This window comes from Kibdelosporangium phytohabitans (assembly GCF_001302585.1).
Lineage (GTDB): Bacteria > Actinomycetota > Actinomycetes > Mycobacteriales > Pseudonocardiaceae > Kibdelosporangium > Kibdelosporangium phytohabitans.
This window is the reverse complement of the sequence record NZ_CP012752.1, coordinates 8,429,030-8,451,937: the sequence shown is the minus strand read 5'-3', so window position 1 is coordinate 8,451,937 and position 22,908 is coordinate 8,429,030. Positions and strand designations below refer to the sequence as shown.

Genomic DNA, 22,908 nt, shown 5'->3' with positions numbered 1-22,908 from the left:
AACAACCAGCGGTCAGGAGGCTTGATGACGAAGCCGGACAGCAGTAACAGCATGAGCCGCCGCCACCTGCTCGCCACGGGCAGCGGTGTCGCCGCGGGTTCCGCTCTCGGCATGCTGGGCCTCGGCGAGACGGCCGTGGCCGCGCCGAAAGCCGACGCGGACGCGATCGTGGTCGGCGCCGGACTGGCCGGGCTCGTGGCGACCGCCGAGCTCACCGCCGCGGGCCGCCATGTCCTGCTGCTCGACCAGGAACCGGAGGCCAGCCTCGGCGGCCAGGCGTTCTGGTCGCTGGGCGGGCTGTTCTTCGTCAACTCGCCGGAGCAGCGGACCGCGGGCATCAAGGACTCGATCGACCTGGCCCGCAACGACTGGTTCAGCAACGCCGGCTTCGACCGCGGCGTCGGCGACCCGCTCGGCGAGGACTACTGGGCCGCACGCTGGGCCGAGGCGTACCTGCAGTTCGCGGCGGGGGAGAAGCGGTCGTGGCTGTCCGGGCTCGGGGTGTCGTGGGTGCCGATCGTCGGCTGGGCCGAACGCGGCGGGCAGCTGGCCGACGGGCCGGGCAACTCCGTGCCGCGCTTCCACCTCACGCTCGGCACCGGTCCCGGCGTGATGGAACCGTTCGAGAGACTCGTGCGGACCGCAGCGGCCCAGGGCAAGGTGACCTTCCGCTTCCGCCACCAGGTCGACGGGATCACGATGGCGGGCGGCGCCGTCAGCGGCGTGCGCGGCTCCATCCTGGAACCCAGCAGCGCGGCCCGCGGCACACCCAGCTCCCGCACCAAGGTCGGTGACTTCGAGCTGCGGGCCCCGATCGTGATCGTCACCTCCGGCGGGATCGGCGGCAACCAGGAACTCGTGCGCCGCAACTGGCCCGCCCGCCTCGGCCCGCCGCCCGCCCGCCTGATCACCGGTGTGCCCGCGCACGTCGACGGCCGGATGCTGGCCATCAGCGAAGCGGCCGGAGCGCGGCTGGTCAACCGCGACCGCATGTGGCACTACACCGAAGGGATGATCAACCACAGCCCGATCTGGCCGGGGCACGGCATCCGCGTGCTCGCCGCGCCGTCGTCGATGTGGTTCGACGCGAAAGGACGCCGGTTCGCCAACCCCGGTGTACCCAGCTACGACACCCTCGGCACGCTGGAACTGATCGGCCGCTCCGGGCACGACTACTCGTGGTTCGTGCTGAACAAGCGGATCATCGACAAGGAGTTCGTGCTTTCCGGCTCCGAGCAGAACCCCGAACTGACCCGCAAGGACCTGATCGGCTACCTGGCCATGCGCCTGCTCAACAGCACACCGCCGCCGGTCAAGGCGTTCATGGACCGCGGCGCGGACTTCGTCGTCGCCGGCTCGCTGCCCGACCTCGTCGCGGGCATGAACCGGCTCACCGGCACGAACCTGATCAAGCTGGACGACCTGCGCAAGCAGATCGTCATGCGCGACCAGCAGGTGGACAACCCGTTCACCAAGGACGGCCAGATCATGGGCATCCGCAACTCACTGGCCTACAGCGGCGACAGCCTCGCCCGCACGGCGTCGCTGCACAAGATCCTCGACCTGGCAGCGGGCCCGCTGATCGCGATCCGGATGAACATCCTGACCCGCAAGACCCTCGGCGGCCTGCAGACCGACCTGTCCGGACGGGTCATCGGCGGCAACGGCCAGCCGATCCCCGGTCTGTACGCCGCGGGCGAGGTGGCGGGATTCGGCGGCGGTGGCGTGCACGGGTACCGCGCGCTGGAAGGCACATTCCTCGGCGGCTGCCTGTTCTCCGGCAGGCAAGCCGGTCGCGCCGCCGCCACAGCCAGCGCCTGACCCAGGCGGTCCTGGTTGCCCGGGGTGCCGCGACCGGCGATGCCGGGGACCGCCCCTGCTGGGTCGGCGGTCCCCGGCATCCGGGGTAGCGGCGTTGTGAGGGTTTGCCAATCCCACCCTCCCGCGGTGTCAGTTGTCCGGCAGGCACCGCTGGTGCGCCACTGCCTCCCCTGGTGCGGTGTGACGTGTACTGGCGGACACACGTCACACCGCGGTCTGGATCAGGGGCCGCGCGGGAAGTCGGCTGACAGGGCGGATGTCTGCCCGCCGAAGGTGACCTTGAAGGCGGACGGCGTCGCGATCGGCAGGAAGTACCGCACCTGCAGCTCCGCTGTGCCCCGTGCGGCGATCGCCCGGGGCAGGGTGAAGGACACGTGCTGGAAGTCGCCCTTCAACCCGCCGACGTTCGGTCCGGTGGCCCTGCTGGGGCACCCGCAGGCCGAGCCCGGACTGGTCGACCATGCTGCCCGGCGCGCTGGTCCCGTAGCCGAACTCGATCCGGGCACCGCTGGGGATCTGCTGCGCGGTGCGGTTGGTGAGCCGGATCCCGGGGTTGATCGGGTAGTTGGCCTCGCCGAGCGCGAACCCGGTGAGTTCCACGCCGACGTCCAGCACGTTGGCCGGGCGGGTCCCGGTCGCCTTGGTGTTGCCGTACGGCGCCGCGCCCTTGAGTCCACTGTCGATGGTGTCGACCATGGTCGTGCCCATGAAGTACTGGCCGCTGGACTGGTCGAGTGCGTAGTCGCCCGCCATCTCCCAGAACATCACGCCGCCGATGCCCTTGTCCTTGACGTACTTCACCTTCGTCGTGAGGGACTCCTCGTCCTCGGTGGTGAGGAAGACCTTCTTCCGGTCGTTCCACAGCCACGGTGCCACGAGCGTGGCGTCGTAGTGCCGGTCGTAGACGCCGGTGAGCTGGTTCTTCGGGTCACTCGGGTCCAGTCCGTACGCCTCGAGGTAGTCGGGGGTGATGCCGTTCTCGAGGTTCTTCGCGTGCCACATCGGGTTCACGCCGGACGGCACCTCGTCGCCCGCCGCGGTGGAGTCGTGCCACAGGTTGCCCGCGACCAGCCGCCCGTAGATCCGGCCGAGTTCGGTGCGCAGCCGCGGGAACACCGTGGGCATCTGCGTGCTCAGCCCGATCAGCGCGGGTGCCAGCTGCCCGCCGATCCGCAGGCGGCCCGGCCTCGCCGACGGGTGAGCCGCGCAGCGTGGCGTACAGGTCGTCGACGCCGGCGAGGATCGCCCGCGACCTGCTGACGACCTCGGTGCCGAGCGGGGTGAGCGACACCCCGTCGGAGGACCGGTTGAACAACCGGATGCCCAGGTGGCGCTCCACGCGGTTGAGCATGGTGCTGACCGACGGCTGGGTGAGGTCGAGTTGAGCGGCGGCCTTGCTGATGCTGCCCGCCGACGCGATGGCGTCGATCACCCGCAAGTGCTGGGGCCGAGAGTGCCAGGGCAACAACGTCCCGCCCGCGCCGTCAGCCCCCGCGCGGCCCGGCGCCGGCTGGACGTGGTGATCGACGAGCGGCTCCGGCAGCCGGTGGATACGCAATTCAGGTGCTTTTCGCCAGTGCGCCGGTTTTTCACCGCCGGGGTCGGCTAGTTTGACGGCGGATCGATCCGTGAAAAGCCGAACTGACGCAGGATATTTGGTATAGCGAAACCTGTCAGAGGGGATTGCTGTGAAAGCGGGAAAACTGCTGGCGCCGGTCGTTTCGGCCGTTGCCGCGCTGTTCATCCTGGCTCCGGCCGTCAACGCCGGAACCCAGGGGATCTACGAATGGGAATTCGGCGGCTACTACACAACCGAGCCGGAATGTCACGCTGCCGCCAGTCGCGAAGCGCACACGCACCGTTGTTATTTCAGTGAGCGTGTTAATGCGTGGGCGCTCTACAACGGTTACTACACGTGATTTTCCACTGAGGCGGGCACGGCCGGCGGCCGTGCCCGTCCCGTTCACCGCGGTGCGGTGTATTCGTAAGCGCCCACGTCGTGGCCCGCGCCTGCCGGGCGGGGCTTGTCGTCCAGGTCGAACGCCGGGGCCGAGGCCGCGGAGCCCTTGTCGATGGCCTTCGCCGCCCCCTCGGTGAGGTGGAAGTCGCTCGCGGCCGGGTTGACGAAGCCGGGGTTGCCGGTGACGTTGTGGTCGGTGGTGAAGGCGCCGTTGCCGGACACCGGACCTTCGGCGAAGATGTTGTTGCGCAGGATGTTCACGCCGTCGTACTCGTCGCCGTCGAAGGAGATGGCGCCTTTCTTGTTGCCGTGGAAGGTGTTGTTGACGATCTCCACGTTGGACAACGTGCCGCTCGACTCGACCCAGATGCTCAGGCCCGCCTGCGCGTTGCCGTAGGAGACGTTGTTGTACACCTTCACGTTGTCGAGCACCCTGGTCTCCGACCAGTCCTCGACGGCCAGTGCGATCCCCGCCTTGGTGGCGTTCTTGGTGCCCCTGGCGACGTTGTTGTACACCTGGACGTCGGAGGCCGAGTCCACGTAGATGTTCGGGCCGCGGTTGTTCGACGAGACGTTGTGGTGGATGGAGATCCTGGCGTTCTCGGTGTACTTGACGTCGATGCCCTCCTCGCCGTTGTCGTGCACGTCGCAGTGCCGCACCTCGATGTCGCGCGACCCGTGGCCCAGCGTGAGGGCTTCGTGGTCGGCGGAGGTGCCCTCCGCGTTCGTTCCCTTGATCTCGCAGCCGTCCACCAGGGCGTTGGACGTGTTCAGCAGCACGAGTCCGCCGTCCTGCGAGCCGTCGATCCCGAAGTTCTCGAAGACCAGGTCGTGTGCGCCGTCGGCGTACGCGCCGAACCCCCGGGAGCCGGCGAAGGTCAGGTTGTGGAACCGCAGCCACGAGTGGTTGCCGAGCGCGAGCAGTCCCTTGGACCCGCCGCGGCCCTTGACGACGGCCCTCCCGTCCTCGCTGTAGAAGGTGATGTACTTGCCGGGCGATCCGCTGGTCTTGATGGACAGGCCGCCGGTGTACTCGCCCGGCGCGATCCGCACGTTGTCACCGGGTCGTGCCGCGTCGGCCGCCGCCTGGACGGTCGCGTACTGGCCGCCGGGCCCGACGGTGAGCGTCCGCCCGGACGCCGGCGGTGGCACGTCCGTCACTGATCCGGCGGCCGGTCCCGCCGTCACCAGGCCCGCGGCGGCCACGGCGACCGCGGCCAGTGCGATTCTGTCCCGTTTCATGTCTCCTCCTGGGGTTTCCAGCAGCTTGGCCCGGTTGCCCGGGACCCTTCCCCGGCACCCTTGACTGATCCGGACCATGGTCCGTATCGTTCGGGGCAGTAAACGGACCCCGGTCCGATTAGTGAGAGGCTGGCCGATGTCGTTGGACCTGGTACGTGAACTCGGCGCACGCGACCACCACCTCGCCGTACTGGTCACCCTGCGGCCGGACGGCACACCCAGCACGAGCGTCGTGAACGCCGGAGTGCTGCCGCACCCGGTCACCGGGCGGGACGTGGTCGCCTTCGTCGCGCGCGGCGCGACGGCCAAACTGGCCAACCTCCGGGCCAACCCGTTGGTGTCGCTGGTTTTCCGTGCCGGATGGGAGTGGGTCGCCGTGCACGGCGACGCGGAACTCGCCGGTCCTGACGACGACCTGCCGGGGCTGGCCGGAGACCGCTTGCGCGCACTGCTGCGGGACATCTACGCCTCGGCCGGCGGGCGACACCCCGACCTCGACGTCTACGACGACGTGATGGTGCGTGAACGCCGCACCGCCGTGCTGGTCGAACCGGTCCGCTTCGCCACCAACCCACCCGGTACCGATCACGAGGAGCATCCGTGACCGCTGTGTCCCCGCCACCGTCGGGCGTCCTGCAAGTCTGGTCCGACCTGCTGTGCCCGTTCACCCACGTCGCACTGCACACGCTGCGCGACGCGCGGGCGGCGCTGCCCGCCGGTCACCCGGCGGCGGGTGTCCGGGTGGAACACCGCGTGTTCGCGCTGGAGCTGTTCAACGAACCGCATCCCAGGCGTGGCACCGACACCGAGGCCGTGGGGCTCGGCCAGATCGCGCCGGGAGCCGGATTCCGGGTGTGGGGCGCGGCTGACGACCTCTACCCGCACACCGTCCTGCTGGCCGCCGAGGCGGTGCTCGCGGCGTCCGCGCAGAGCCTCGCCGCCGGAGAAGCGTTGGACGCCGCACTGCGCACCGCGTTCTGGACTGACAGCCGCTCCATCGCCCATCGAGGGGTCATCCTCGATGTCGCCGCCGAAACCGCCGGCGCGGCACCGGAATCCGGCCTTGACCCGGCTCGCCTGGCCGAGGCGCTGGACAGCGGGCGCCACCGTGCCGACCTGATGCGGGACTACGAGATCGCGCAGACGGACGCGATCGCGGCCAGTCCCACGTTCGTGCTGCCCGACGGGACCGCGATCAGCAACCCGGGCATCTCCGTGCACTGGGACGGGCCGTGGGCGTCCGGCTTTCCCGTGGTGGACAAGCACGAACCCGCCGAGGTCGTCGAATTGTTGCACCGAGCCGCGGGGTGATGCTGCGCAGGATCGTCGTCGGTCCGCTGCGCACGAACTGCTGGGTGGCGCACGCGCCGGGGGAGCGGCAGGCGCTGCTCGTCGACCCCGGCGCGGACGCCGGTCACGTGCTCAACGCCGTACGCGACTTCGACATCGTGGCGATCGTGTTGACACACGCCCACTTCGACCATGTTCTCGCCGTGCCCGAGGTCGCGCACGAACTGGGCGTACCGGTGCTGGCGCATCCGGATGACGCCCCGGTCTGGCCGCACGAACTCGACCACCTGCGCCGTCACGGACACTTCGACGCGGGCACCGACACCGCGAAACTCCTCGCCGCCGACCCGTCGTGCCTGACGCCAGATCCGGCTGCGCCATTGTGGGACGGCCGGTTCGAAGCCGTCCACGATGGACAGGAGCTGGCGGTCGGCGGTATCACCGCGACCGTGCTGCACACGCCCGGTCACACACCCGGCGGTCTCACTCTGGCACTGCCGGGTCACCTGCTGACCGGCGACACGCTCTTCCCCGGCGGGCCCGGCCTGACCGGCTGGCCGCTGTCCGACTTCGACACGATCATGCTGTCGGTACGGCGATTGCTCGCGTACAGCCCGGGAACGGCCGTGCATCCCGGCCACGGTCGCAGCACCACTGTCGGCCGGGAACGGTCCCAGCTCGAGGAGTGGCAGCAGCGCGGCTGGTGATGGCGGTATTCGCGGGCGCTCCGCTGCTGGCCGCGGCGCTGGTCGCGGTCACCTGGCGCCGGGCCGACGCGAGGCGGTCAGCCGGCCAGTGACCCGACCCGCAGCCGCAACGCGGTGCAGTTCATGTCGTTCGTCGGCCAGTAGTCGACGGAACACGCGGTCAGCACGACGATGACGTCCCGCAGCAGCTTGAACGTGATCGAGTCGCCGGGCATGGACGCCGCGGTTCCCACGATCAGCGTGCCGTCCGGTTCGGGAGCCGAGTTCTGGAAGACGTTCACCGGGTCGGGGACGACCGGCAGGTCGAGTCCGGCCGTGGCCGCCGCCGCCACGAAGTTGTCGTAGCAGTTGGGGTGCTCGTGCAGGCCTACGCTTTCGTACAGCCAGCGGTCGCACGGCGGGAACAGCATGTCGTGCTTGCCCGGTGAGTCGTCCGCGGCCAGTTCGGCGATGGGATCGCCGAACCGGTCCCTGAAGGGCTGGCCGACCGCGGGGAACATGCGCTCCCCGCGATCCCGGGTGTGCCCGGTCGACAGCCATCTGCCGTGGTCCTTGGCGTCTATCAGCCAGAGGTCGCCGACCTGGTGACCTTCGAGGTCGATGATCTGCAGGAGGTCGCCCGCCGCGGCGCGCACCGCTCGGCCGCTCCGCGGCGGTACCGTCACCGACCTTGTCGTCACCATGTCCCTCTCGCCCGACAGTCCGTCTGGTGGATCATCGGCCATCGGGTGGGACGGGGCGAGTTCTTTTCGGCTCGGCCGAGGTGGGTGGCGGGGTCCCACCAGTTACCTGTCTCCCTGCGACGGGACCCCGCCGTTTCACCGGCGTTCAGCAGGCGCCGGCGTCTTTCCACACTGCCCACGATCGCGGGTCGCCCGGTTCGGCACCCGTCGAGTAGAACGTGGACTCCCACTTGTGCGAGGCGTGCCCGACGACATCTCCCGGCACGTAGCCGGTGGTGGCGCTCCACGCCGCGATGCCCTCGCACCCGACCGGCGGTTCACCGCCGCCCCCCTCGGTGATCAGCGTCTTGCCGGTGCGGGCGAGGATGACGCCGAGCGGGTAGAACCAGATCGTGCCGCCCTGCGAGCAGTTGCCGGAGCCACCGGAGGTGACGCCCTGCGCCTGCTGGCCGGCCAGCCACGAGCCACCGGAGTCACCGGGCTCGGCGCAGGCGTTGGTGCGGGTCATGCCGGTGATGGTGCCCTCCGGGTACGTCACCGACTCGTTCTTGCCGAGGATGGTGCCGCACTTCCAGCCGGTCGTCCGGCCGGAGCGGCACACCGCGGCGCCGATCGCCGCCTCCTGCGAGCCCGCGACCCCGACCGTCGTGCCGTCGTAGCGGTTCACCACTCCCTTGGGCGTCCACTGGGAGTTGGTGGCGACGAAGGCGTAGTCGTTGCCGGGGAAGGAAGAGACCTGGAACGTGCCCTGGGCGACGCCGTTGCTGCCGACGGTCGAGGAACCGACCCGTCCACAGTGGCCGGCGGTGACGAAACCACCGTTGACGGAGAAACCGACGGAGCACAACGACGAGTTGTTGATGCCGTACTGGTCGCCACCGCGCACGTCGTACAGCGGCCGGGGCGACAGGTCCGAGTCCACGAACCGGACGGCGGCGGTGTCGACACCGGCGGACTTGACGAACGTACGCGCGGCGTCGCGTGCGTTGGGGTGAGTCAGGACGGTGACGGTGTTGGTCACGACGTCGACGTGCCAGCCGGGCACCGACTTCGGGGCGGCGTACCCGAGGCCGTCGAGCCTGCGCCTGGTCTGGTCGAGTTGCCGGTAGCTGTGGCCGACGACTCGGGCTTCCGCACCGGCCGAACGGATCTGGCCCGTCCTCGCCGGGTCGGTGGTGGCGACGGTCAGCCGGTCGGCGCCAGGGGCGAGCCAGGCACCGGCGAAGGTGTCGCCGAGCTTCGGCGCCAGCGCCTGCTCGAGCGTGGCGCCGCGCCGGTCACGTTCCAGGCGAGCAAGGGCCTGATCGGCGGTCAGCCCGAGGTCGCGCTGCATGGCTGCCAGCATCTCCGGCGCGACAGTCGGCTGCGGACCGGGTAAGGGGGCCGCGGTGGCGGGTAAAGCGAAAACCGATGAGGCGACCGTCGCAACCACTGACGACGCCACCGCCCATCGACACGCGTGTTTCCAGTTCATACGAGCTCTCCGGGGTATGCAGGGGATCCGGATTGGTATAGACCAAAAACGGTATCGGAAGTCCGTGCGCGCGCGGACATGCCAATCTCCGATAAGGCTGGCCTATGGACAAGGCCGACGACCCGAAGGTGCTGCCTACGATCGGCAGGGAGGCGGGCTCGAGCAGGTCGGCGTCGTCCTGATCTTGAGGTCCGCGCAACAAGCGAGCCGGTGTGGGAAGCCATGGCCTACACTGATGCAAAACCGTTTTTGCAAGGTCGTCTCGTAATCGGGGGAAGGCACGTCAGCATGAAGAAGGTCCTGGTGCTCAGCGCGAGCCCGCGCCGTGACGGCAACTCGTGGACGCTCGCGCAGGCCGCGGTGGCAGGTGCGCGTGAGGCGGGGCACGAGGTCGAGTTCGCCCATCTCAACGACTACGTACAGGGGCTGTTCAGGGACTGCCGGACCTGCCGTGATGCCACGGGCGCCTGCTCGGTCGGCGATCGCTACGACGAGCTGCTGCTGGAAAAGGTCGTCCCCGCCGACGGGCTCGTGGTGGCGACCCCGCTGTACTGGTACGGCATGTCCGGTGCGCTGAAGACCTTCTACGACCGGCTGTTCTGCCACACCTCCGGCAGCGCGCCGGATGGTGACGCGGTCGTGGCCGGGCTGACGGGCAAGAAGGTGGCGCTGCTGATCTCGTGCGAGGAGAGCTACCGGGGCGCGACGCTCGGCCTCACCGCGCAGTTCCAGGAGCTCGCGCGTTACCTGCACCAGGATCTGGTCGGGGTGGCCGTCGGGGTGGGCAACAGCCGGGGTGAGGTGCGGTCCGACCCGTCGCTGCCCCTGGACCAGGCCGCTGACCTGGGACGACGCCTGTTCGATATCCGGGTCACCGACTACCGGATCGACACCGAGCGGTCCAACCGCGTCTGGGCCGGGCGCACGTCATGACCGGGCGGTCGAGCCCCTCGGGTGGAGCCGCGCGGGCACCTCGATCGTTTTCGCCTGCGCGATCCCGTTCTCCACCAACGACATCAGCGCGGTCGCCGCCGCGTGCCCGACCTGCCGCGGGTTCACCGACATCCCGGTGATCTGCGGCGAGGTCAGCCGCAGCGAACAGCTGTCGACTCCGCTGCAGATCCCCAGCTCACCGGGCACGTCGATGCCCCGGCTGGCTGCCTCGTGCAGCACGCTCAGCGCGAGGATCTCCGAGCTGGTGACGACCGCGTCCGGTGGGTCGCCGCGGTCGAGCAGGCCGCTCAGGGCGTCGGCCGCGCCTTCCGGTGTGGACGGCTCACCGATCTCGACGATCACCGGTTGCGCGCCTCGGTCGCGGACTGTGCGGGCATAACCCGTCGCGATGTCGTGCGTGTACGACCGCGCGGTGTCGGTCGTGATCAGCGCGGGCCGCCGATATCCTTGCTGCCAGAGGTGTTCCACCATCTGCGTGCCCGCGCCGACGAGGTCGTTGTCCACGACGGCGGGCACTTCACGGGCCGGGCTGATCGGGCGGCCGATGGTGACCAGCGGTCGCCGTTGCCACCGCCCGGTGAAGAACGGCTCGTCGCCACGCGGGTCCACCAGCACGACGCCGTCGACGCCGAACGCGGCCAACCCGTCCAGTCCGGCGTCCGGCGGTACGAGGATGGTCGCGTACGAGCGCTGTGCGGCCGCCTCGGCCGCGCCGTTGAGGACCTGGAGGAAGTACTCGGAGTTGGGCACGAGGACCGCGCCGGCGGTGGCGTCGACCGAGTTGGCGATCTGCACCGCCAGCGTCCGGCTGCGCCGGGTGACCAGTTGCTGGGCGTGCACGTTCGCGCGGTAGCCGAGGTCGGACGCGACCTGCAGCACGCGCGCCCTGGTGTGCTGCGGGATCCGGCCCTGGCCGCTGAGCACGTGCGACACGGTCGTGATCGACACCCCTGCCGCCGCTGCCACGTCCCGGATCGTCGTCACTGCCGAATCGTAACCGGCGGGACGCTCCCCCCTCGCCGCGTGTGCCGGGATCACACTCCGTCGTGTGAACGGCCGTCGCGCGGAATCGGTGTCCGGGCCCGGAACTGCGGGCACTCTTCCAGATCCGGGCCGTGCGGGCAGGCCAGCAGGTGGGTCAGGTACGTCACAGCGGTGCCCAGCTTGGCGATGCGCGCTTCGATCGCACCGACCCGGTCGCGCACGGCGGTCCGCCATTCATCCTTTGTGGACTGTCCAGTGAGGATGGCACTGATCTCGTCGATGCTCATCAGGCCGGTTTCCCGCCACAGCTGGATCAACGCGATCCGGTAGACCTGGTCGGTGTCGTAGCAGCGCCTGCCGGACCGGCGGTGCGGGCTGAGCAGGCCGCGCCGCTCCCAGTAGTGCAGCGTCGAGATCGGGATCGCGAAGTGCTCGGCGACCACGCGGATCGGGGTGAACGCGTCCATGCCCGCCAGTTGACCTCAACTCGGGTTGAGCGGGCAACATCGTCGCCGCGTGATCTTCGTCCACGTTGCGGGGAAAGGACATCGATGCGAACACTGACCGAGACGGCAGCGGCGTTGCGGGCAGGCGAGGTGACCAGTGTGGACCTCGTCGAACAGGCGCTCGCCGCCGCCGAACGCCTCGACGGCACGCTGGGCGTCTACCTGGCGCGGTTCGACGAGCAGGCGCTGCGGGCCGCGCGGCGGGCCGACCGGGACATGGCCGACGGCGTCGACCGCGGACCCCTGCAGGGGATTCCCGTCGGTGTCAAGGACATGATCATGACATCCGAGGGGCCCACCACGGCCCAGAGCCTGGTACGCGACCCGCTGTGGGACACCGGCCGCGACGCGCCGGTGGTGGCGCGGCTGCGGGAAGCCGGTGCGGTGATCATGGGCAAGACGACCTTGATGGAGTTCGGCTTCGGCGTACCGGACCCGGCCAAGCCGCTGCCGCTCCCGCGCAACCCGTGGGACACCCGCGCGTGGCCGGGCGGGTCGAGTTCCGGCAGCGCCAGCGGGGTGGCGGCGGGCCTGTTCACGGCGTCGATCGGTTCGGACACCGGCGGCAGCATCCGGATGCCCGCCGCGTTCTGCGGGATCACCGGCCTGATGCCGACGTACGGCCTGGTGCCCACGACGGGCTGCGTCCCGCTGGCGTACAGCATGGACCGTGTCGGTCCGCTGGGCCGCAGTGCCCGCGACTGCGCCGCCGTGCTCGATGTCATCGCGCAACGGGGATCGGGACGGCCCGTGTACGATCCGGACCTGTCCGGTCTGCGGGTCGGAGTGGTTCGCGCGGGCCACTTCCCGGACGGCACCGATCCCGCGCTGGCCGAGGCGTTCGACAGGACCACCGCGGCACTGGCGGCCCGTGGAGCGTCCATTGTGGACGTAATGTTGCCGTACTTCGACGAGCTGACCACGGCCGCCTACGTCACGGTCGCGAGCGAGGGCTTCGCGTATCACCGCGACGACCTGATCACGCGCTGGGATGACTACTTTGCCAGCACACGCGGCCTGCTGGCGCTCGGCGCGATGTCGTCCGGCGCTGACTACGTGCAGGCGCAACGGTTGCGGCAGCTCGCCCAGGGCGCGGTCACGCGCCTGTTCGCCACCGTCGACGTGATCGTCTCGCCGACGGCGTCCACCGGCGCCCCGCTGTTCGACGAGTTCCACGGCGCGCTGGACAGTTCCGCCGTGTTCCCGATGGTGCACACCCTTTACTGGAGCACCCTGGGCAATCCGGTCCTCGCCGTGCCCATCGGGTTCACCGCGAGTGGCCTGCCGTTGTCCTGCCAGATCGCCGGTCCGGCCTTCGCCGAGGCGCTCATCCTCCGGGTCGGTGACGCGTACCAGCAGGACACGGACTGGCACCTGCGCACACCGCCGAACGAGCCGGGAACCGGCCCGGTCACCCCGCGCGAACCCCGTCACCAGCCGATCGGCGACGCCCAAGCGGCCCGGACCTTGCTGGCCGCGGCCGGGCTGCCCGGCCAGGCCCGCGCCGAAGCCGCTGCCGCCTATCCCGGATACCGCGCGGCCGTGGACGGCCTCCACGCCATCACCGAGACCCGGTATGCCGAACCCGTGCTCCAGCCACGGGAACTGTCAGGTCCGTGAACCAGGGCGCAATCCGTCCGCGATCGACGCGAGCAACTCGTAGGAACGGCGGCGCTCCGCGTGGTCGTACACGGGTGTGGTCACCATGAGCTCGTCGGCACCGGTGTCGTCGAGCACCTTCTGCAGGTGCTTGGCGACCGTTTCCGGTCCGCCGACGAGGACACGGCCGGAATGCCTGGCGATCTCCGCCCGGTCGTCGCCGGTGTACGGGTATGCCGCGGCGTCCTCGGGGCTGGGCAGCCGGATGCGGGTGCCGAGGGTGCGGCTGAGCACCTTCAGCCGGGTGGACCCGGCGAGCCACCCGGCGTGTTCGTCGTCGTCCGCGGCGATCACGGACGCGCTGACCAGCACGGTCGGCTCGGCTGCACCCGCGGACGGGCGGAAGTGCTCCCGGTAGGCCCGTACGGTGTCCGCGACGCCGTCCGGCCTGAGGTGGTGCGCGTAGGCGTAGGACATGCCGAGCTCGCCGGCCAGTTGTGCGCTGGTGGGCGACTGGCCGAGCAGCCACAGCGCGGGGACGTTGCCGCCGACCACGGGAATGGCCTTGACCGAGTCCTCTTCCCGCGGGTCGAGGTAGCCAAGGAGTTCTTCGAGCTGCGCGCGGAGTGGTTTCGCGGTCCGCTCCCGTTCCGGGCGGACGTGCTCCACCGCGTGCTTCGAGCCGCCCGGCGCGCGCCCGATGCCGAGGTCGATCCGCCCGGGGTGGAACGCGACCAGCGTGCCGAACTGCTCGGCCACCACGATCGGGGCGTGGTTGGGCAGCAGCACGCCGCCCGCGCCGACCCGCAGGTGCCGGGTGGCGTCGGCGATGTGACCGATGAGGACAGCGGGGGACGAGCTCGCGACGCCGCGCATGCTGTGGTGCTCGGGCACCCAGTAGCGGTGGTAGCCCAGCGAATCGGCCAGCATCGCCAGGTCGACCGTGTTGTGCAGCGCCTGCCGGGGCGTCGCCCCGGCCACGATCGGCGACGTGTCCAATACCGACAGACGTACTTCAGCCTGGTGCAGCCGACTCATACTCGTCCTCACCGATCACGCCCCGGGTGCGCAGGTCGTCGGCCACCTTGGCCATCCACTCGGCGCGGTCGCGCCAGCCGGGGAAATCCGGTTCCAGCCGCGGGTACGGCGGCTCCCGCGTGTCCAGGTCGTCGCCGGCCCACTGGCCGCCGTCCCTGGCCTGGCGCCGGTCGGCCCGCCGGGTCAGGCCCGCGGCGATCGCGTCCGCCGCCACGCGGGGATCGCCCGGGTCGCCGTCCGGCCGCGGGCAGTCCCTGGCCAGTTCGCTGAGGCCGTCGGTGATCTCGGTGCTGACGCGGTCGAAGTCGTGCTCCCCGCCGAGAGCCACGTAGGGGAATTCCGTGGTCAGCGTGCGCCACAAGGGCAGCATCCGCTCGGTGTACCTGGCGCGCTGCCTGCGTTCGTACCTCGTTCGCAGACCGGCGGCGATCGCCGCCAGCGGCGCCAGCGCCAAACCGAGCGCCAGTACGAACTGCCCGCCGAGCTGGCCGATGGAGTACGTCTGGGTCAGCCAGTCCGGGTCGAAGCTCGTGTCGAACTGGCGCACGAGCTGGCGGGTGAGCGTGACGGCGTCCACGCCGATCGCCATGGCCACGGCACCGATCACCACGATCCAGAACGCCGCACGCGCCCACGGGTTGGTCAGCTTGCGCCGCATGGCCATCGCGCGGAACGCGCCGAGGAACCACGCGAACAGGCCGTATCCGCCGACGGAGACGTACCACGCGGTCCGTTCCCAGTCGTGGAACCGGGCGGGGTTCCTGGCCGGTCGCTGGATGCCGTCGATCGAGATCTCCTTGACCACCACCATGACGACGATGGCGGTGACGAGGACACCGAGTTCGATCAGCGCCTTGCGTTTGCGCAGCGCCTTCGACAGTTCGTCGTTGACCAGCAGGAAGTAGACGGCCCAGCAGTAGGCCATGGACATCCAGCAGGCGTTGGTGATGTGGATCCACGACGAGCCGAAGAAGTCCTGGATCGGGTCGAGCAGCGGCGTGCGGATGCCGATGGTCGCGGTGATCGACAGCAGGACCAGGCCGGTCACGAGGATCCGCAGCGGGACGTCCTTGGGCCTGCGGGTCAGTTGAACGACCTCCCAGACGGTGACCGCGCAGACGACCGCGGCCTTGGCCCATCGGATGGCCAGTTCAACGTCCATGCGTGAACCCGAACGCCGCCGCGATGCTGTGTTCGGCGGCGCCCGCTCTGGTGGTCAGTCTGTTCGGCGCCGGTCGCCGGCCGGCCAGCCGCGCGAGCTCGCGCGCACCCGCCTCGGCCTCCCATTCGCGCCAGTCGGCGTACGCGCCCGACTCGGGGTTCTCGGCAGGACCGATGCCGCAGGTGACGCTGTCGCCCGTGGCGAGATGGTCACGCACGATGTGCATCACCTCGTGGTAGATGACCAGTGTCTGTTGTGGCACCGGGGAATCCCGCTCGACGAAGATCCGGTCGACGGTCGCGGTCGGGGCGAGGTGCCCGACTCCCGACGTCGCACCGAGATCCGTCGCGCGGACCTTGATCCGGCGCTTGCGGTGCTCGGCGAGCCGCTCGCAGAACTCGTACGCGTCGAAGGGAGGGTGCATGCCGAGGTCGTCCACCAGGCTCCGGCACAGCGTGCGGAGCTGCGCCAGGCTCATCGGCGTCGCTGTCATCCGTGTCGTCCCGCCGTCGCGAATCGGCTCGTCGATCCGTCGATCATCATGCCACGTTCGCGGGGCGTGCACGGCGGCGCGTTCGCGCATCAGCGCGGTCTGCAACTGTTTGCGCTGGGTGACTAGGGGGACGGGCATCCGGCAGATCTGGTACGAGTGGACGCCGCAATCACGCAGCGCAGCTGCGAGGACGTCGTCGTGGACGCGGTCGGCCTCGGCCTGGTCGTCGCCGAAGAACGCCGGGTCGACGCCGAAGAACACGGCGAGCGCGGCCAATTGGCCCGGCTCCGCGGCGCCGCCCGCGCGCAGCGACGCCACAGCCTGCTGTCCGCCCAGGTCAGCGAGGGCTTCCCCGGCTTCGGCGTCGGTCCGGCGGCGCCACCCGTCGGTCTCCCACGTGCCGAGCACCTCGAACAGCCAGTTCAACCGCTCGGCCACAGACCAGGTGGTCACGCCGGGGGACCGTCCTCCTCGTCGTCCTCATCCACCAAGGCTCGTGCCAGCGCTCGCATCATCGACGCCTGCTCCCGCGCCGTGCGGGCGTCGCCTGCCGAGTCCCGGCGGGCGGTGCGCGTGACGCCGGACGCGCGCAGGGCGTCCTGCAGCTCACGGGCGGCGTCGCGCAGCTCGTCACGTGCTGCACGGCTCTCGGTGAGCTGCTTGCGCAGCCGCTGCTCGCGCTCGGTGAGCGTGCGCTCGACCTCGGCGGCCACCGCGGGGTCGGTGAAGTAGCCGACGGGTACGTCGAAGAACCAGGCGACCGCCTTGAGGGTGCGCAGCGTGGGGTTCTGCTTGACCCCTCGGCGCAGCTCGCTCAGGTGTGACTCCGACATGTCCCAGCCCTCGGCCCGGCACGCCGTGACGACCTCGCGGTTGGTGAATCCCCGCTCCGGCGCGTCCGACGGTCGCAGCACGTCGAACAGGCGATTCAGCTGCTCACTCAAGCTGGCGTCGTGTGTCATGTCGTTGTCTCCCCGGTATGAGTAGCACCGCTCCGGGGGTGAAAACAACACACCACAGCCTAGCGTCCCCCGAAAGCGCTACCCGCGCACTTCGTCACGCTCCAGCGTAGCGCCGAACCAGAACTGTGTTGTACAGTTTCGCTGAAGCGGCCTGGGGGTTCGCTTCATTGGGGGTTCGGGTTCGCTAGGCGATCCGGCCGTCGGGGCGTCAGCCGGTGCTGCCCAGCAGGGCGGCACCGGCTCCCTTTTTGCCCATCCACCTGGTCTTCCACGGCGTAATCTGTGGGTGAGGACGACATGTGGGGGGACGATGCGCATCCAGGAGCGGCTGTCCGAGATCGACCATGTCATGGTCGCGTTCGACGGCCCGATCGCCGAACTGCCCCCGGCGTCACTGAGCGTGGACAGCCTGCGGGTGATGGTCGCCGAGGGAGGGCTGCCGCGGGAGGTGGCGCGGACCGAGGACCCCTTCGCCGTCCTCGACTACGCCGCCACGATCGGCCCGGCGACCGAGCGCGCGGTGCACGACCAGTTGACCCGCGTCGAACAGGGCGTGCTGCTCGCCGCGCGGAGGACGCCCGGCGTCGACGAGGGGTTCGACACGCTGGCCGCCGCGGGCGTCAAGATCACGGTCGTCGGCCGTGTCGCCACCGCCGCGATCCGCTCGTTCCTCGTGATGCACAACCTCGAGCAGTACGTGTGGTACCTCGCCGGGCGTTCGGGCCCGGCGGACCGCGCACTCGTCCCGCCCGCGCCGGACCTGGTCAACGCGGCGATCCGGACGAGCGCGGTCCCTGCCGAAGCCAGCCTGTTCGTCGGCAGCACGCAGGCCGACCTCGACGCCGCACGCGCGGCCGGCGTCGCCACGGTGTCTACTGTGGAACAACCTGGGTGCTGGGATGCCTTAGCCGGGCTCGTCCCGCGATCTCCTCTTCGTCCAGGTACGTCATCATCGGCACGTCCGGGGCACACAGCATGAACACCACGAACTTGCTGGCGATGTCCTCGCGCAGGTTGCCTGCCTGGTAGTGCACGACCTGGCCGCCCGGTTCCCAGAACGCCTCACCGGCCTTGATCGCGTACGGTTCGTCGCCCTCGAGTTCGAAGAGGATCTCGCCTTCCAGCACGTAGCCGAAGACCGGGCCGGAGTGCCGGTGCGGGCCCGAGCCCGGATCGCCGGGCGGGACGGTCACCGTGGCCACCATCGCGCCGGAGTTCGGTGTGATGACGGGGTTCTGGTGCAACAGGATGTCGAATGCGTTCGTCTTTGACGGTCCGATGGGGAGCATGCCGCAACGCTAATCCCGAGCGCGGCGGTCGCGTGGTCCAGTCGTGCGCCGCGAATGTGGGCCACCACGTGGTGAATTGGGCCCGGTGGAACAGATCAGCCTCCCGGCGAGACGAGACCCGTCTCGTAGGCGAGGACAACGGCTTGGGCGCGGTCGCGCAGCGACAGCTTGGCGAAGATGCGGGCGACGTGCGTCTTCACCGTGGCCTCGCTCAAGGTGAGGTCGTCGGCGATCTCGGAGTTGGACCGGCCGTGCCCGACCGAGGTCAGCACCTCCCGTTCACGGGGCGTCAGCGCGGCCAGGTCCCGGTGCGCGGCAGGCGGCCGGGCCGCGGGCTGGGCGGTGGAGGCGAACCGTTCGACGAGCCGCCGCGTGATCGACGGCGCCAGCAACGCGTCGCCCGTCTCCACCAACCGGACCGCGGCCACGAGGTGCTCGGGCGTGACGTCTTTGAGCAGGAACCCGCTGGCGCCCGCGGCGAGCGCGTCGTAGACGTACCGGTCGAGGTCGAACGTCGTCAGGATCAGCACGCGGCACGCGGCCGGGTCGCGCAGGATCCGGCGGGTCGCCTCCAGACCGTCCATAGTGGGCATCCGGATGTCCATCAGCACGACGTCCGGTCGCAGTTCGCGGACGGCCGCGACGGCTTCGGCGCCGTCGGACGCCTCCCCTACCACGTCGATGCCACCGGAGGCCAGGATCATCCGGAAACCGGTGCGCACAAGCACTTGGTCGTCCGCGATGACGACTCGCGGCGCCGTCACAGCTGTTCGAGCGGGATCTTGGCGCGGACACGGAATCCGCCGCCGAGCCGTCGCCGTGCGTCCAGGTCTCCGCCGAGGACCGCGACGCGTTCACGCAGTCCCAGCAGCCCACGCCCCGCACCGGCGTCCGTCGGCAGGTCCGCGGTGCTGCCGGACAACACACTGGGACCGCTGTTGAGGATCTCGACGCGCAGGTGGTGTTCCGCGTACCGCACTGTCACCTCGGCTTTCCGCCCGCCGCCGTGTTTGAGCGCGTTGGTCAGCGCCTCCTGGATGACCCGGTACGCGGTCAGGTCCACACCGGACGGCAGCGGGCCCGGCTCGCCGGAGATGCGGACCTCCACCGGCAGCCCGGCGAAGCTGATCCGGTCGACCAGCGCGCCGAGCCTGCTCAGGCTCGGCTGCGGGGTCAGCCGGTCCACGTCGTCGCCGTCGACCGCGGGGGACAGCAGGCCGAGCATGTGCCGCAGTTCGGTCATGGTGTCGCGGCCCGCGGTCTCCACGGCCAGCAACGCGTCGGTCGCGTCGTCGGACTGCGTGGCGATCACCTGGCGCGCCGCGCCTGCCTGCACCACCATGACACTCACGTTGTGGCTGACGATGTCGTGCAGTTCACGGGCGATCCTGGCCCGTTCGGCGTCGACGGCGTTGTCCGCGGCGGCTTGCCGTTCGCGTTCCAGCAGCCAGCCGCGCTCCTGCACCGCACGGGCGTACGCGTGTCTGGCCCTGGCCAGCCGGACCGCGAAGAACACCGCGGCCAGGCACGCGGCGACCGCGACGGCCAGCCAGCCTTCTCCGAGGTGCCACATGGGACCACTCTCCCAGAGCGCCGCGACCCCGTGCATCACTCCCCGGATGCAGCCCCTACATCCGCGGGATGACGCGCGCGGCGGGTTACCTCCCCGGACTGATGCCTGATTCCCGCCCACCGCGCAGGATTGCGGCCATGCGGAGCGAAGACGACAACACCGTGGTCAGGTTGACCGCGGTGCGCAAGGAGTACAGCGATTCCGTGGCGCTCGACGGGGTGTCGCTGACGATCGGCGCGGGCGAAGCGGTCGCGGTGATGGGACCGTCCGGCAGCGGCAAGTCGACGCTGCTGAACATGGTCGCCGGGCTCGACCGGCCGACGTCCGGGTCGGTGGTCGTGCACGGCAACGACCTGACCACGCTGAGCGAAACCGGCCTCGCCCTGTTCCGCAGGCACAGGATCGGCATGATCTTCCAGTTCTTCAACCTGCTCGACGACCTCTCCGCACTGGACAACGTCGCGCTCGCGGGCCAGCTGACCGGGACACCGGCCGGTCAGGCCCGCAAACGCGCGCTGGAGCTGTTCGGCGAACTCGGCATCGCCGGGCGCAGGAACATCTACCCGGCCCAGCTGTCCGGTGGGGAACGGCAGCGCGTCGCGGTGGCGCGGGCGTTGATGAACCGGCCCGCGCTGCTGCTGGCCGACGAACCGACCGGCGCGCTGGACAGCCGGTCCGGCGAGCAGGTGATGGACCTGCTGCTCGACCTCAACCAGATCGGCCAGACGCTGTTGCTGGTCACGCACGACCAGCGGCTGGCCACCCGGTGCGCGAGCCGGGTGGTCGAGGTCGCCGACGGCCGCATCGCGCGGGAAAGCAGCCTGGAGCGCACCCTGTGAACGCGATCTGGAGCCCGGTCTGGACCGCCGCACGGGCCGCGATCAGGCGCCGCAAGCTGCAGACGGTCGTGATCGGTGTCGTGGTGTGGGCGGCCACGGCGACCACGGTGATGGCGCTCGGCCTGCTGGACGCGTCAGCCGCGCCGTTCGACCGCGCGTTCGCCCAGCAGCGCGGCGCGCACCTGGTCGCCGCGTTCGACCAGGCCAAGGTGACCGAGACCCGGCTCACCGAGGCCGCCCGGCAGGCCGAGTCGTCGGCCGGCCCGTTCGGGCAGGCCAGCATCGACACGTCCGGCATCGACACGTTCCTCGGCGCGATGACCACGGTCGGCCGGGCCGACCCCGGTGGGCCGGTCGACCGGCTGAACGTGTGGCACGGCCGGTGGGCGACGGCACCGGGTGAGATCGTCCTCAACCGGGCACCCGGCGCGCAGCCGGGCCGCGTCCAGATCGGATCCCGCATCACCGTTCCCCGTGGCCCGGCGCTCACGGTGGTCGGATTCGCGTACTCGGTGAGCGGTTCCGCCGACGCGTGGGTGACGCCCGGACAGGTGCGGGAACTGCGGCCGGCGGCGTACCAGATGGTGTACCGCTTCGCCCACGCCGAAACCGCCGCCGACGTCAGCGCGGGCCAGGCCGCGGTCGCCGGCATGGACGGATTGCTCGGGTCGTTGTCCTACCTGACCGCCCGGGACAAGGCCACGTCCGAACTGGGTGTGTTCATCCCGTTCCTGATGGTCTTCGGCATCCTCGGGGTCGTGGTGGCGGTGCTGATCGTCGCCAACGTGGTCAGCGGCGCCGTCGTCGCCGGGTTCCGGCACATCGGCGTGCTCAAGGCGCTCGGCTTCACGTCCAACCAGGTGATGGCGGTCTACCTGACGATGGTGTCCATCCCGGCGGTCGCGGGCTGCGTACTGGGCACGGTCACCGGCAACGTCTTCACCAAGCCGGTCGTCGCGGACGCCATCGAGGGCTTCGGGATCGAGGACATCAGCTTCGCGCCGTGGGTGAACGTCAGCGCGGTGCTGGGGACGCCGGTGCTGGTCGCGCTGGCGGCGCTGCTGCCGGCGCTGCGGGCACGCCGGCTGTCGGCGGCGCAGGCGATCAGCGCGGGCAGCACCCAGCGTGCCGGCAGGGCTTTGCGGGTTCAGCGGTGGCTCAGCGGCCTGCGGTTGCCGCGTTCGGTCAGCCTGGGCCTCGGTATGCCGTTCGCGCGCCCCGCCCGCAGCATCCTGACGCTGGCCGCGGTCGTCCTCGGCGTCACGATCGTGACGCTCGCGGTCGGCGTGACCATGTCGGTGATCGCGTACAACGAAGCGGTCAGGCCGAATCACGACGATCGGGTCGAACTGCTGGCCGGCCGCCCGCCCGGCATGCCCGCCACGGTGGAACCGGGCGGACCGCCACCCCCGGCGGCCTTGCTCAGCGACGCCGAGGACGAGGCGATGCTGCGCTCGCTGCCCGGCACCGCCAACGTCCTCGCGGTGTCCAGATTGGACGCCCAGGTGTCCGGTGGCACGCAGCGGGCCGAGATCGGTTTCCACCGGGGTGACACCGCCGCGCTCGGCCCGCGCGTGCTGACCGGGCACTTCCCGGACGGTCCTGGTCAGGTCGCGGTCCCGTCGCGGTTGCTCAACCAGCGCGGGTTCGAACTCGGTGACACCTTCACGGCGGAACTGCGCGGCAACCGGACGCGGCTGAAGATCGTCGGGATCGTGCTGACCAACAACGCCGACCAGATTTTCGCCTCGTGGGACACGCTCCAGCAGCTGGCACCGGGCACCCGCGCGCAGTCGTACCAGGTCGGCCTGAAACCAGGCACGGACAGGCAGGCGTTCACCTCCGCCGTCTCGGCCGAGGATCCCGGGCTGCGGGCACTGCCACCACGCGACGGCACGTCCTCGACCGCCGTGATCATCACCAGCACAGCCACGATCCTGACCGTCCTGCTCGCGGTGGTCGCGGCGCTCGGCGTGTTCAACACCGTGTTGCTCAACGCCCGCGAACGCAGGCGTGACCTGGGCATGCTCAAGTCGATCGGGATGACCCCGCGGCAGGTCACGGTGATGCTGGTGACCTCCATGGGCGGGCTGGGGGTGGTCGGTGGCTTGGTCGGACTGCCGCTGGGGGTGGCCGTCCACCAAGTCGTCGCCCCGGCCATGGCCCGCGCGGGCCAGGCGGACGCGGTCGACGTGATCATGGACGTCTACCGCGTCCCCGTGCTGGCTTCGCTGGCTCTCGTGGGAATCCTCATCGCCGTTCTGGGCGCTCTCGTCCCGGCGCGGGGCGCGGCGCGGATCTCGATCGCCGCGGTCCTGCACAACGAATGAAA

At 70.3% G+C, this 22,908-nt stretch carries 24 protein-coding genes and 1 pseudogene; 11 read left to right on the top strand and 14 right to left on the bottom strand.

Features of this window, described 5'->3' with window-relative positions:
* The first annotated feature begins 111 nt into the window (after positions 1 to 111).
* The gene (locus AOZ06_RS38180) at positions 112 to 1,821 is read left to right on the top strand and encodes an FAD-binding dehydrogenase (protein WP_225953684.1); all 1,710 of its coding nucleotides are present in this window, start codon (positions 112 to 114) and stop codon (positions 1,819 to 1,821) included.
* Between the two features lie 221 nt (positions 1,822 to 2,042).
* On the opposite strand, the pseudogene AOZ06_RS38175 reads toward AOZ06_RS38180, so the two are convergent.
* Together AOZ06_RS38175 and AOZ06_RS62320 are read right to left on the bottom strand one after the other, a co-directional pair.
* Positions 2,043 to 2,823, bottom strand: a pseudogene (locus AOZ06_RS38175) (chitinase C-terminal domain-containing protein).
* Entirely contained in the window at positions 2,750 to 3,253 is a 504-nt protein-coding gene (locus tag AOZ06_RS62320) for a LysR family transcriptional regulator (protein ID WP_417999910.1), read from the bottom strand. The pseudogene AOZ06_RS38175 and the gene AOZ06_RS62320 overlap by 74 nt, the downstream one beginning before the upstream one ends.
* On the opposite strand from AOZ06_RS62320, the gene AOZ06_RS61410 reads away from it, so the two are divergent.
* A complete protein-coding gene (locus AOZ06_RS61410; RefSeq protein WP_257721438.1) occupies positions 3,216 to 3,344 on the top strand; it encodes a hypothetical protein in 129 nt (42 codons plus the stop codon). The genes AOZ06_RS62320 and AOZ06_RS61410 overlap by 38 nt on opposite strands.
* A 165-nt stretch (positions 3,345 to 3,509) precedes the next feature.
* Positions 3,510 to 3,740 carry a hypothetical protein gene (locus tag AOZ06_RS58100; RefSeq protein ID WP_054293818.1) on the top strand — a complete coding sequence of 77 codons (231 nt, stop codon included), beginning with the start codon at positions 3,510 to 3,512 and terminating at the stop codon, positions 3,738 to 3,740.
* Between the two features lie 44 nt (positions 3,741 to 3,784).
* Here AOZ06_RS58100 and AOZ06_RS38165 read toward each other — a convergent pair whose 3' ends face one another.
* The gene (locus tag AOZ06_RS38165; RefSeq protein WP_054293817.1) at positions 3,785 to 5,023 is read right to left on the bottom strand and encodes a right-handed parallel beta-helix repeat-containing protein; all 1,239 of its coding nucleotides are present in this window, start codon (positions 5,021 to 5,023) and stop codon (positions 3,785 to 3,787) included.
* Between the two features lie 136 nt (positions 5,024 to 5,159).
* Between AOZ06_RS38165 and AOZ06_RS38160 the strand changes: the two genes are divergently transcribed.
* Genes AOZ06_RS38160 through AOZ06_RS38150 form a run of 3 tightly spaced genes read left to right on the top strand, consistent with a single transcriptional unit; the run spans position 5,160 to position 7,020 of the window.
* Positions 5,160 to 5,627, top strand: a complete 468-nt coding sequence (locus tag AOZ06_RS38160) for a TIGR03618 family F420-dependent PPOX class oxidoreductase (protein ID WP_054293816.1) — start codon at positions 5,160 to 5,162, stop codon at positions 5,625 to 5,627.
* The gene (locus AOZ06_RS38155) at positions 5,624 to 6,334 is read left to right on the top strand and encodes a DsbA family oxidoreductase (protein WP_054293815.1); all 711 of its coding nucleotides are present in this window, start codon (positions 5,624 to 5,626) and stop codon (positions 6,332 to 6,334) included. The genes AOZ06_RS38160 and AOZ06_RS38155 overlap by 4 nt, the downstream gene beginning before the upstream one ends.
* Complete coding sequence (locus AOZ06_RS38150) at positions 6,334 to 7,020, top strand: MBL fold metallo-hydrolase (protein WP_157233475.1); 687 nt, start codon at positions 6,334 to 6,336, stop codon at positions 7,018 to 7,020. Before AOZ06_RS38155 ends, AOZ06_RS38150 begins: the two co-directional genes overlap by 1 nt.
* A 77-nt stretch (positions 7,021 to 7,097) precedes the next feature.
* On the opposite strand, the gene AOZ06_RS38145 is transcribed toward AOZ06_RS38150, so the two are convergent.
* Positions 7,098 to 7,703, bottom strand: a complete 606-nt coding sequence (locus tag AOZ06_RS38145; RefSeq protein WP_054293813.1) for a DUF1989 domain-containing protein — start codon at positions 7,701 to 7,703, stop codon at positions 7,098 to 7,100.
* 145 nt (positions 7,704 to 7,848) lie between these two features.
* Positions 7,849 to 9,036, bottom strand: coding sequence for an alpha-lytic protease prodomain-containing protein (locus AOZ06_RS38140; protein WP_225952997.1), 1,188 nt, complete (start codon positions 9,034 to 9,036; stop codon positions 7,849 to 7,851).
* Positions 9,037 to 9,465: 429 nt separating this feature from the next.
* Between AOZ06_RS38140 and AOZ06_RS38135 the strand changes: the two genes are divergently transcribed.
* Positions 9,466 to 10,110 (top strand): flavodoxin family protein, encoded by a 645-nt coding sequence (locus tag AOZ06_RS38135; protein ID WP_054293811.1) that lies wholly within the window; start codon positions 9,466 to 9,468, stop codon positions 10,108 to 10,110.
* Here AOZ06_RS38135 and AOZ06_RS38130 read toward each other — a convergent pair.
* Positions 10,105 to 11,115 (bottom strand): LacI family DNA-binding transcriptional regulator, encoded by a 1,011-nt coding sequence (locus AOZ06_RS38130; RefSeq protein ID WP_054293810.1) that lies wholly within the window; start codon positions 11,113 to 11,115, stop codon positions 10,105 to 10,107. The genes AOZ06_RS38135 and AOZ06_RS38130 overlap by 6 nt on opposite strands.
* A gap of 50 nt (positions 11,116 to 11,165) precedes the next feature.
* Positions 11,166 to 11,582: a MerR family transcriptional regulator gene (locus tag AOZ06_RS38125; protein ID WP_054293809.1), complete on the bottom strand. Its 417-nt coding sequence runs from the start codon at positions 11,580 to 11,582 to the stop codon at positions 11,166 to 11,168.
* An 84-nt stretch (positions 11,583 to 11,666) separates the two neighbouring features.
* On the opposite strand from AOZ06_RS38125, the gene AOZ06_RS38120 reads away from it, so the two are divergent.
* Positions 11,667 to 13,241 (top strand): amidase, encoded by a 1,575-nt coding sequence (locus tag AOZ06_RS38120; RefSeq protein WP_054293808.1) that lies wholly within the window; start codon positions 11,667 to 11,669, stop codon positions 13,239 to 13,241.
* Here the strand turns inward: AOZ06_RS38120 and AOZ06_RS38115 are convergent.
* Genes AOZ06_RS38115 through AOZ06_RS57100 form a run of 4 tightly spaced genes read right to left on the bottom strand, consistent with a single transcriptional unit; the run spans position 13,230 to position 16,875 of the window.
* Positions 13,230 to 14,258 carry an LLM class flavin-dependent oxidoreductase gene (locus tag AOZ06_RS38115; RefSeq protein WP_054293807.1) on the bottom strand — a complete coding sequence of 343 codons (1,029 nt, stop codon included), beginning with the start codon at positions 14,256 to 14,258 and terminating at the stop codon, positions 13,230 to 13,232. The two genes, AOZ06_RS38120 and AOZ06_RS38115, sit on opposite strands and share 12 nt — an antisense overlap.
* Positions 14,236 to 15,420 carry an MAB_1171c family putative transporter gene (locus tag AOZ06_RS38110; RefSeq protein ID WP_054293806.1) on the bottom strand — a complete coding sequence of 395 codons (1,185 nt, stop codon included), beginning with the start codon at positions 15,418 to 15,420 and terminating at the stop codon, positions 14,236 to 14,238. The genes AOZ06_RS38115 and AOZ06_RS38110 overlap by 23 nt, the downstream gene beginning before the upstream one ends.
* Positions 15,410 to 16,366 (bottom strand): ImmA/IrrE family metallo-endopeptidase, encoded by a 957-nt coding sequence (locus AOZ06_RS38105; protein ID WP_054293805.1) that lies wholly within the window; start codon positions 16,364 to 16,366, stop codon positions 15,410 to 15,412. Before AOZ06_RS38105 ends, AOZ06_RS38110 begins: the two co-directional genes overlap by 11 nt.
* Positions 16,363 to 16,875, bottom strand: coding sequence for a hypothetical protein (locus AOZ06_RS57100; RefSeq protein WP_054293804.1), 513 nt, complete (start codon positions 16,873 to 16,875; stop codon positions 16,363 to 16,365). The genes AOZ06_RS38105 and AOZ06_RS57100 overlap by 4 nt, the downstream gene beginning before the upstream one ends.
* Positions 16,876 to 17,185: 310 nt before the next feature.
* On the opposite strand from AOZ06_RS57100, the gene AOZ06_RS54995 reads away from it, so the two are divergent.
* Positions 17,186 to 17,854: an HAD family hydrolase gene (locus AOZ06_RS54995; protein WP_083472197.1), complete on the top strand. Its 669-nt coding sequence runs from the start codon at positions 17,186 to 17,188 to the stop codon at positions 17,852 to 17,854.
* Here the strand turns inward: AOZ06_RS54995 and AOZ06_RS38090 are convergent.
* The 3 genes from AOZ06_RS38090 to AOZ06_RS38080 all read right to left on the bottom strand — a co-directional run bounded on the left by AOZ06_RS38090 (position 17,748) and on the right by AOZ06_RS38080 (position 19,737).
* Positions 17,748 to 18,164, bottom strand: a complete 417-nt coding sequence (locus AOZ06_RS38090) for a cupin domain-containing protein (protein WP_054293802.1) — start codon at positions 18,162 to 18,164, stop codon at positions 17,748 to 17,750. The genes AOZ06_RS54995 and AOZ06_RS38090 overlap by 107 nt on opposite strands.
* A 95-nt stretch (positions 18,165 to 18,259) precedes the next feature.
* Positions 18,260 to 18,928 carry a response regulator transcription factor gene (locus tag AOZ06_RS38085; protein ID WP_054293801.1) on the bottom strand — a complete coding sequence of 223 codons (669 nt, stop codon included), beginning with the start codon at positions 18,926 to 18,928 and terminating at the stop codon, positions 18,260 to 18,262.
* Positions 18,925 to 19,737 (bottom strand): sensor histidine kinase, encoded by an 813-nt coding sequence (locus tag AOZ06_RS38080; protein ID WP_054293800.1) that lies wholly within the window; start codon positions 19,735 to 19,737, stop codon positions 18,925 to 18,927. Before AOZ06_RS38080 ends, AOZ06_RS38085 begins: the two co-directional genes overlap by 4 nt.
* A gap of 137 nt (positions 19,738 to 19,874) precedes the next feature.
* Here AOZ06_RS38080 and AOZ06_RS38075 point away from each other — a divergent pair, with 137 nt between their 5' ends.
* Complete coding sequence (locus tag AOZ06_RS38075) at positions 19,875 to 20,576, top strand: ABC transporter ATP-binding protein (protein WP_054293799.1); 702 nt, start codon at positions 19,875 to 19,877, stop codon at positions 20,574 to 20,576.
* The gene (locus AOZ06_RS38070; protein WP_236951877.1) at positions 20,573 to 22,906 is read left to right on the top strand and encodes an FtsX-like permease family protein; all 2,334 of its coding nucleotides are present in this window, start codon (positions 20,573 to 20,575) and stop codon (positions 22,904 to 22,906) included. Before AOZ06_RS38075 ends, AOZ06_RS38070 begins: the two co-directional genes overlap by 4 nt.
* The last annotated feature ends 2 nt before the right edge of the window (positions 22,907 to 22,908 follow it).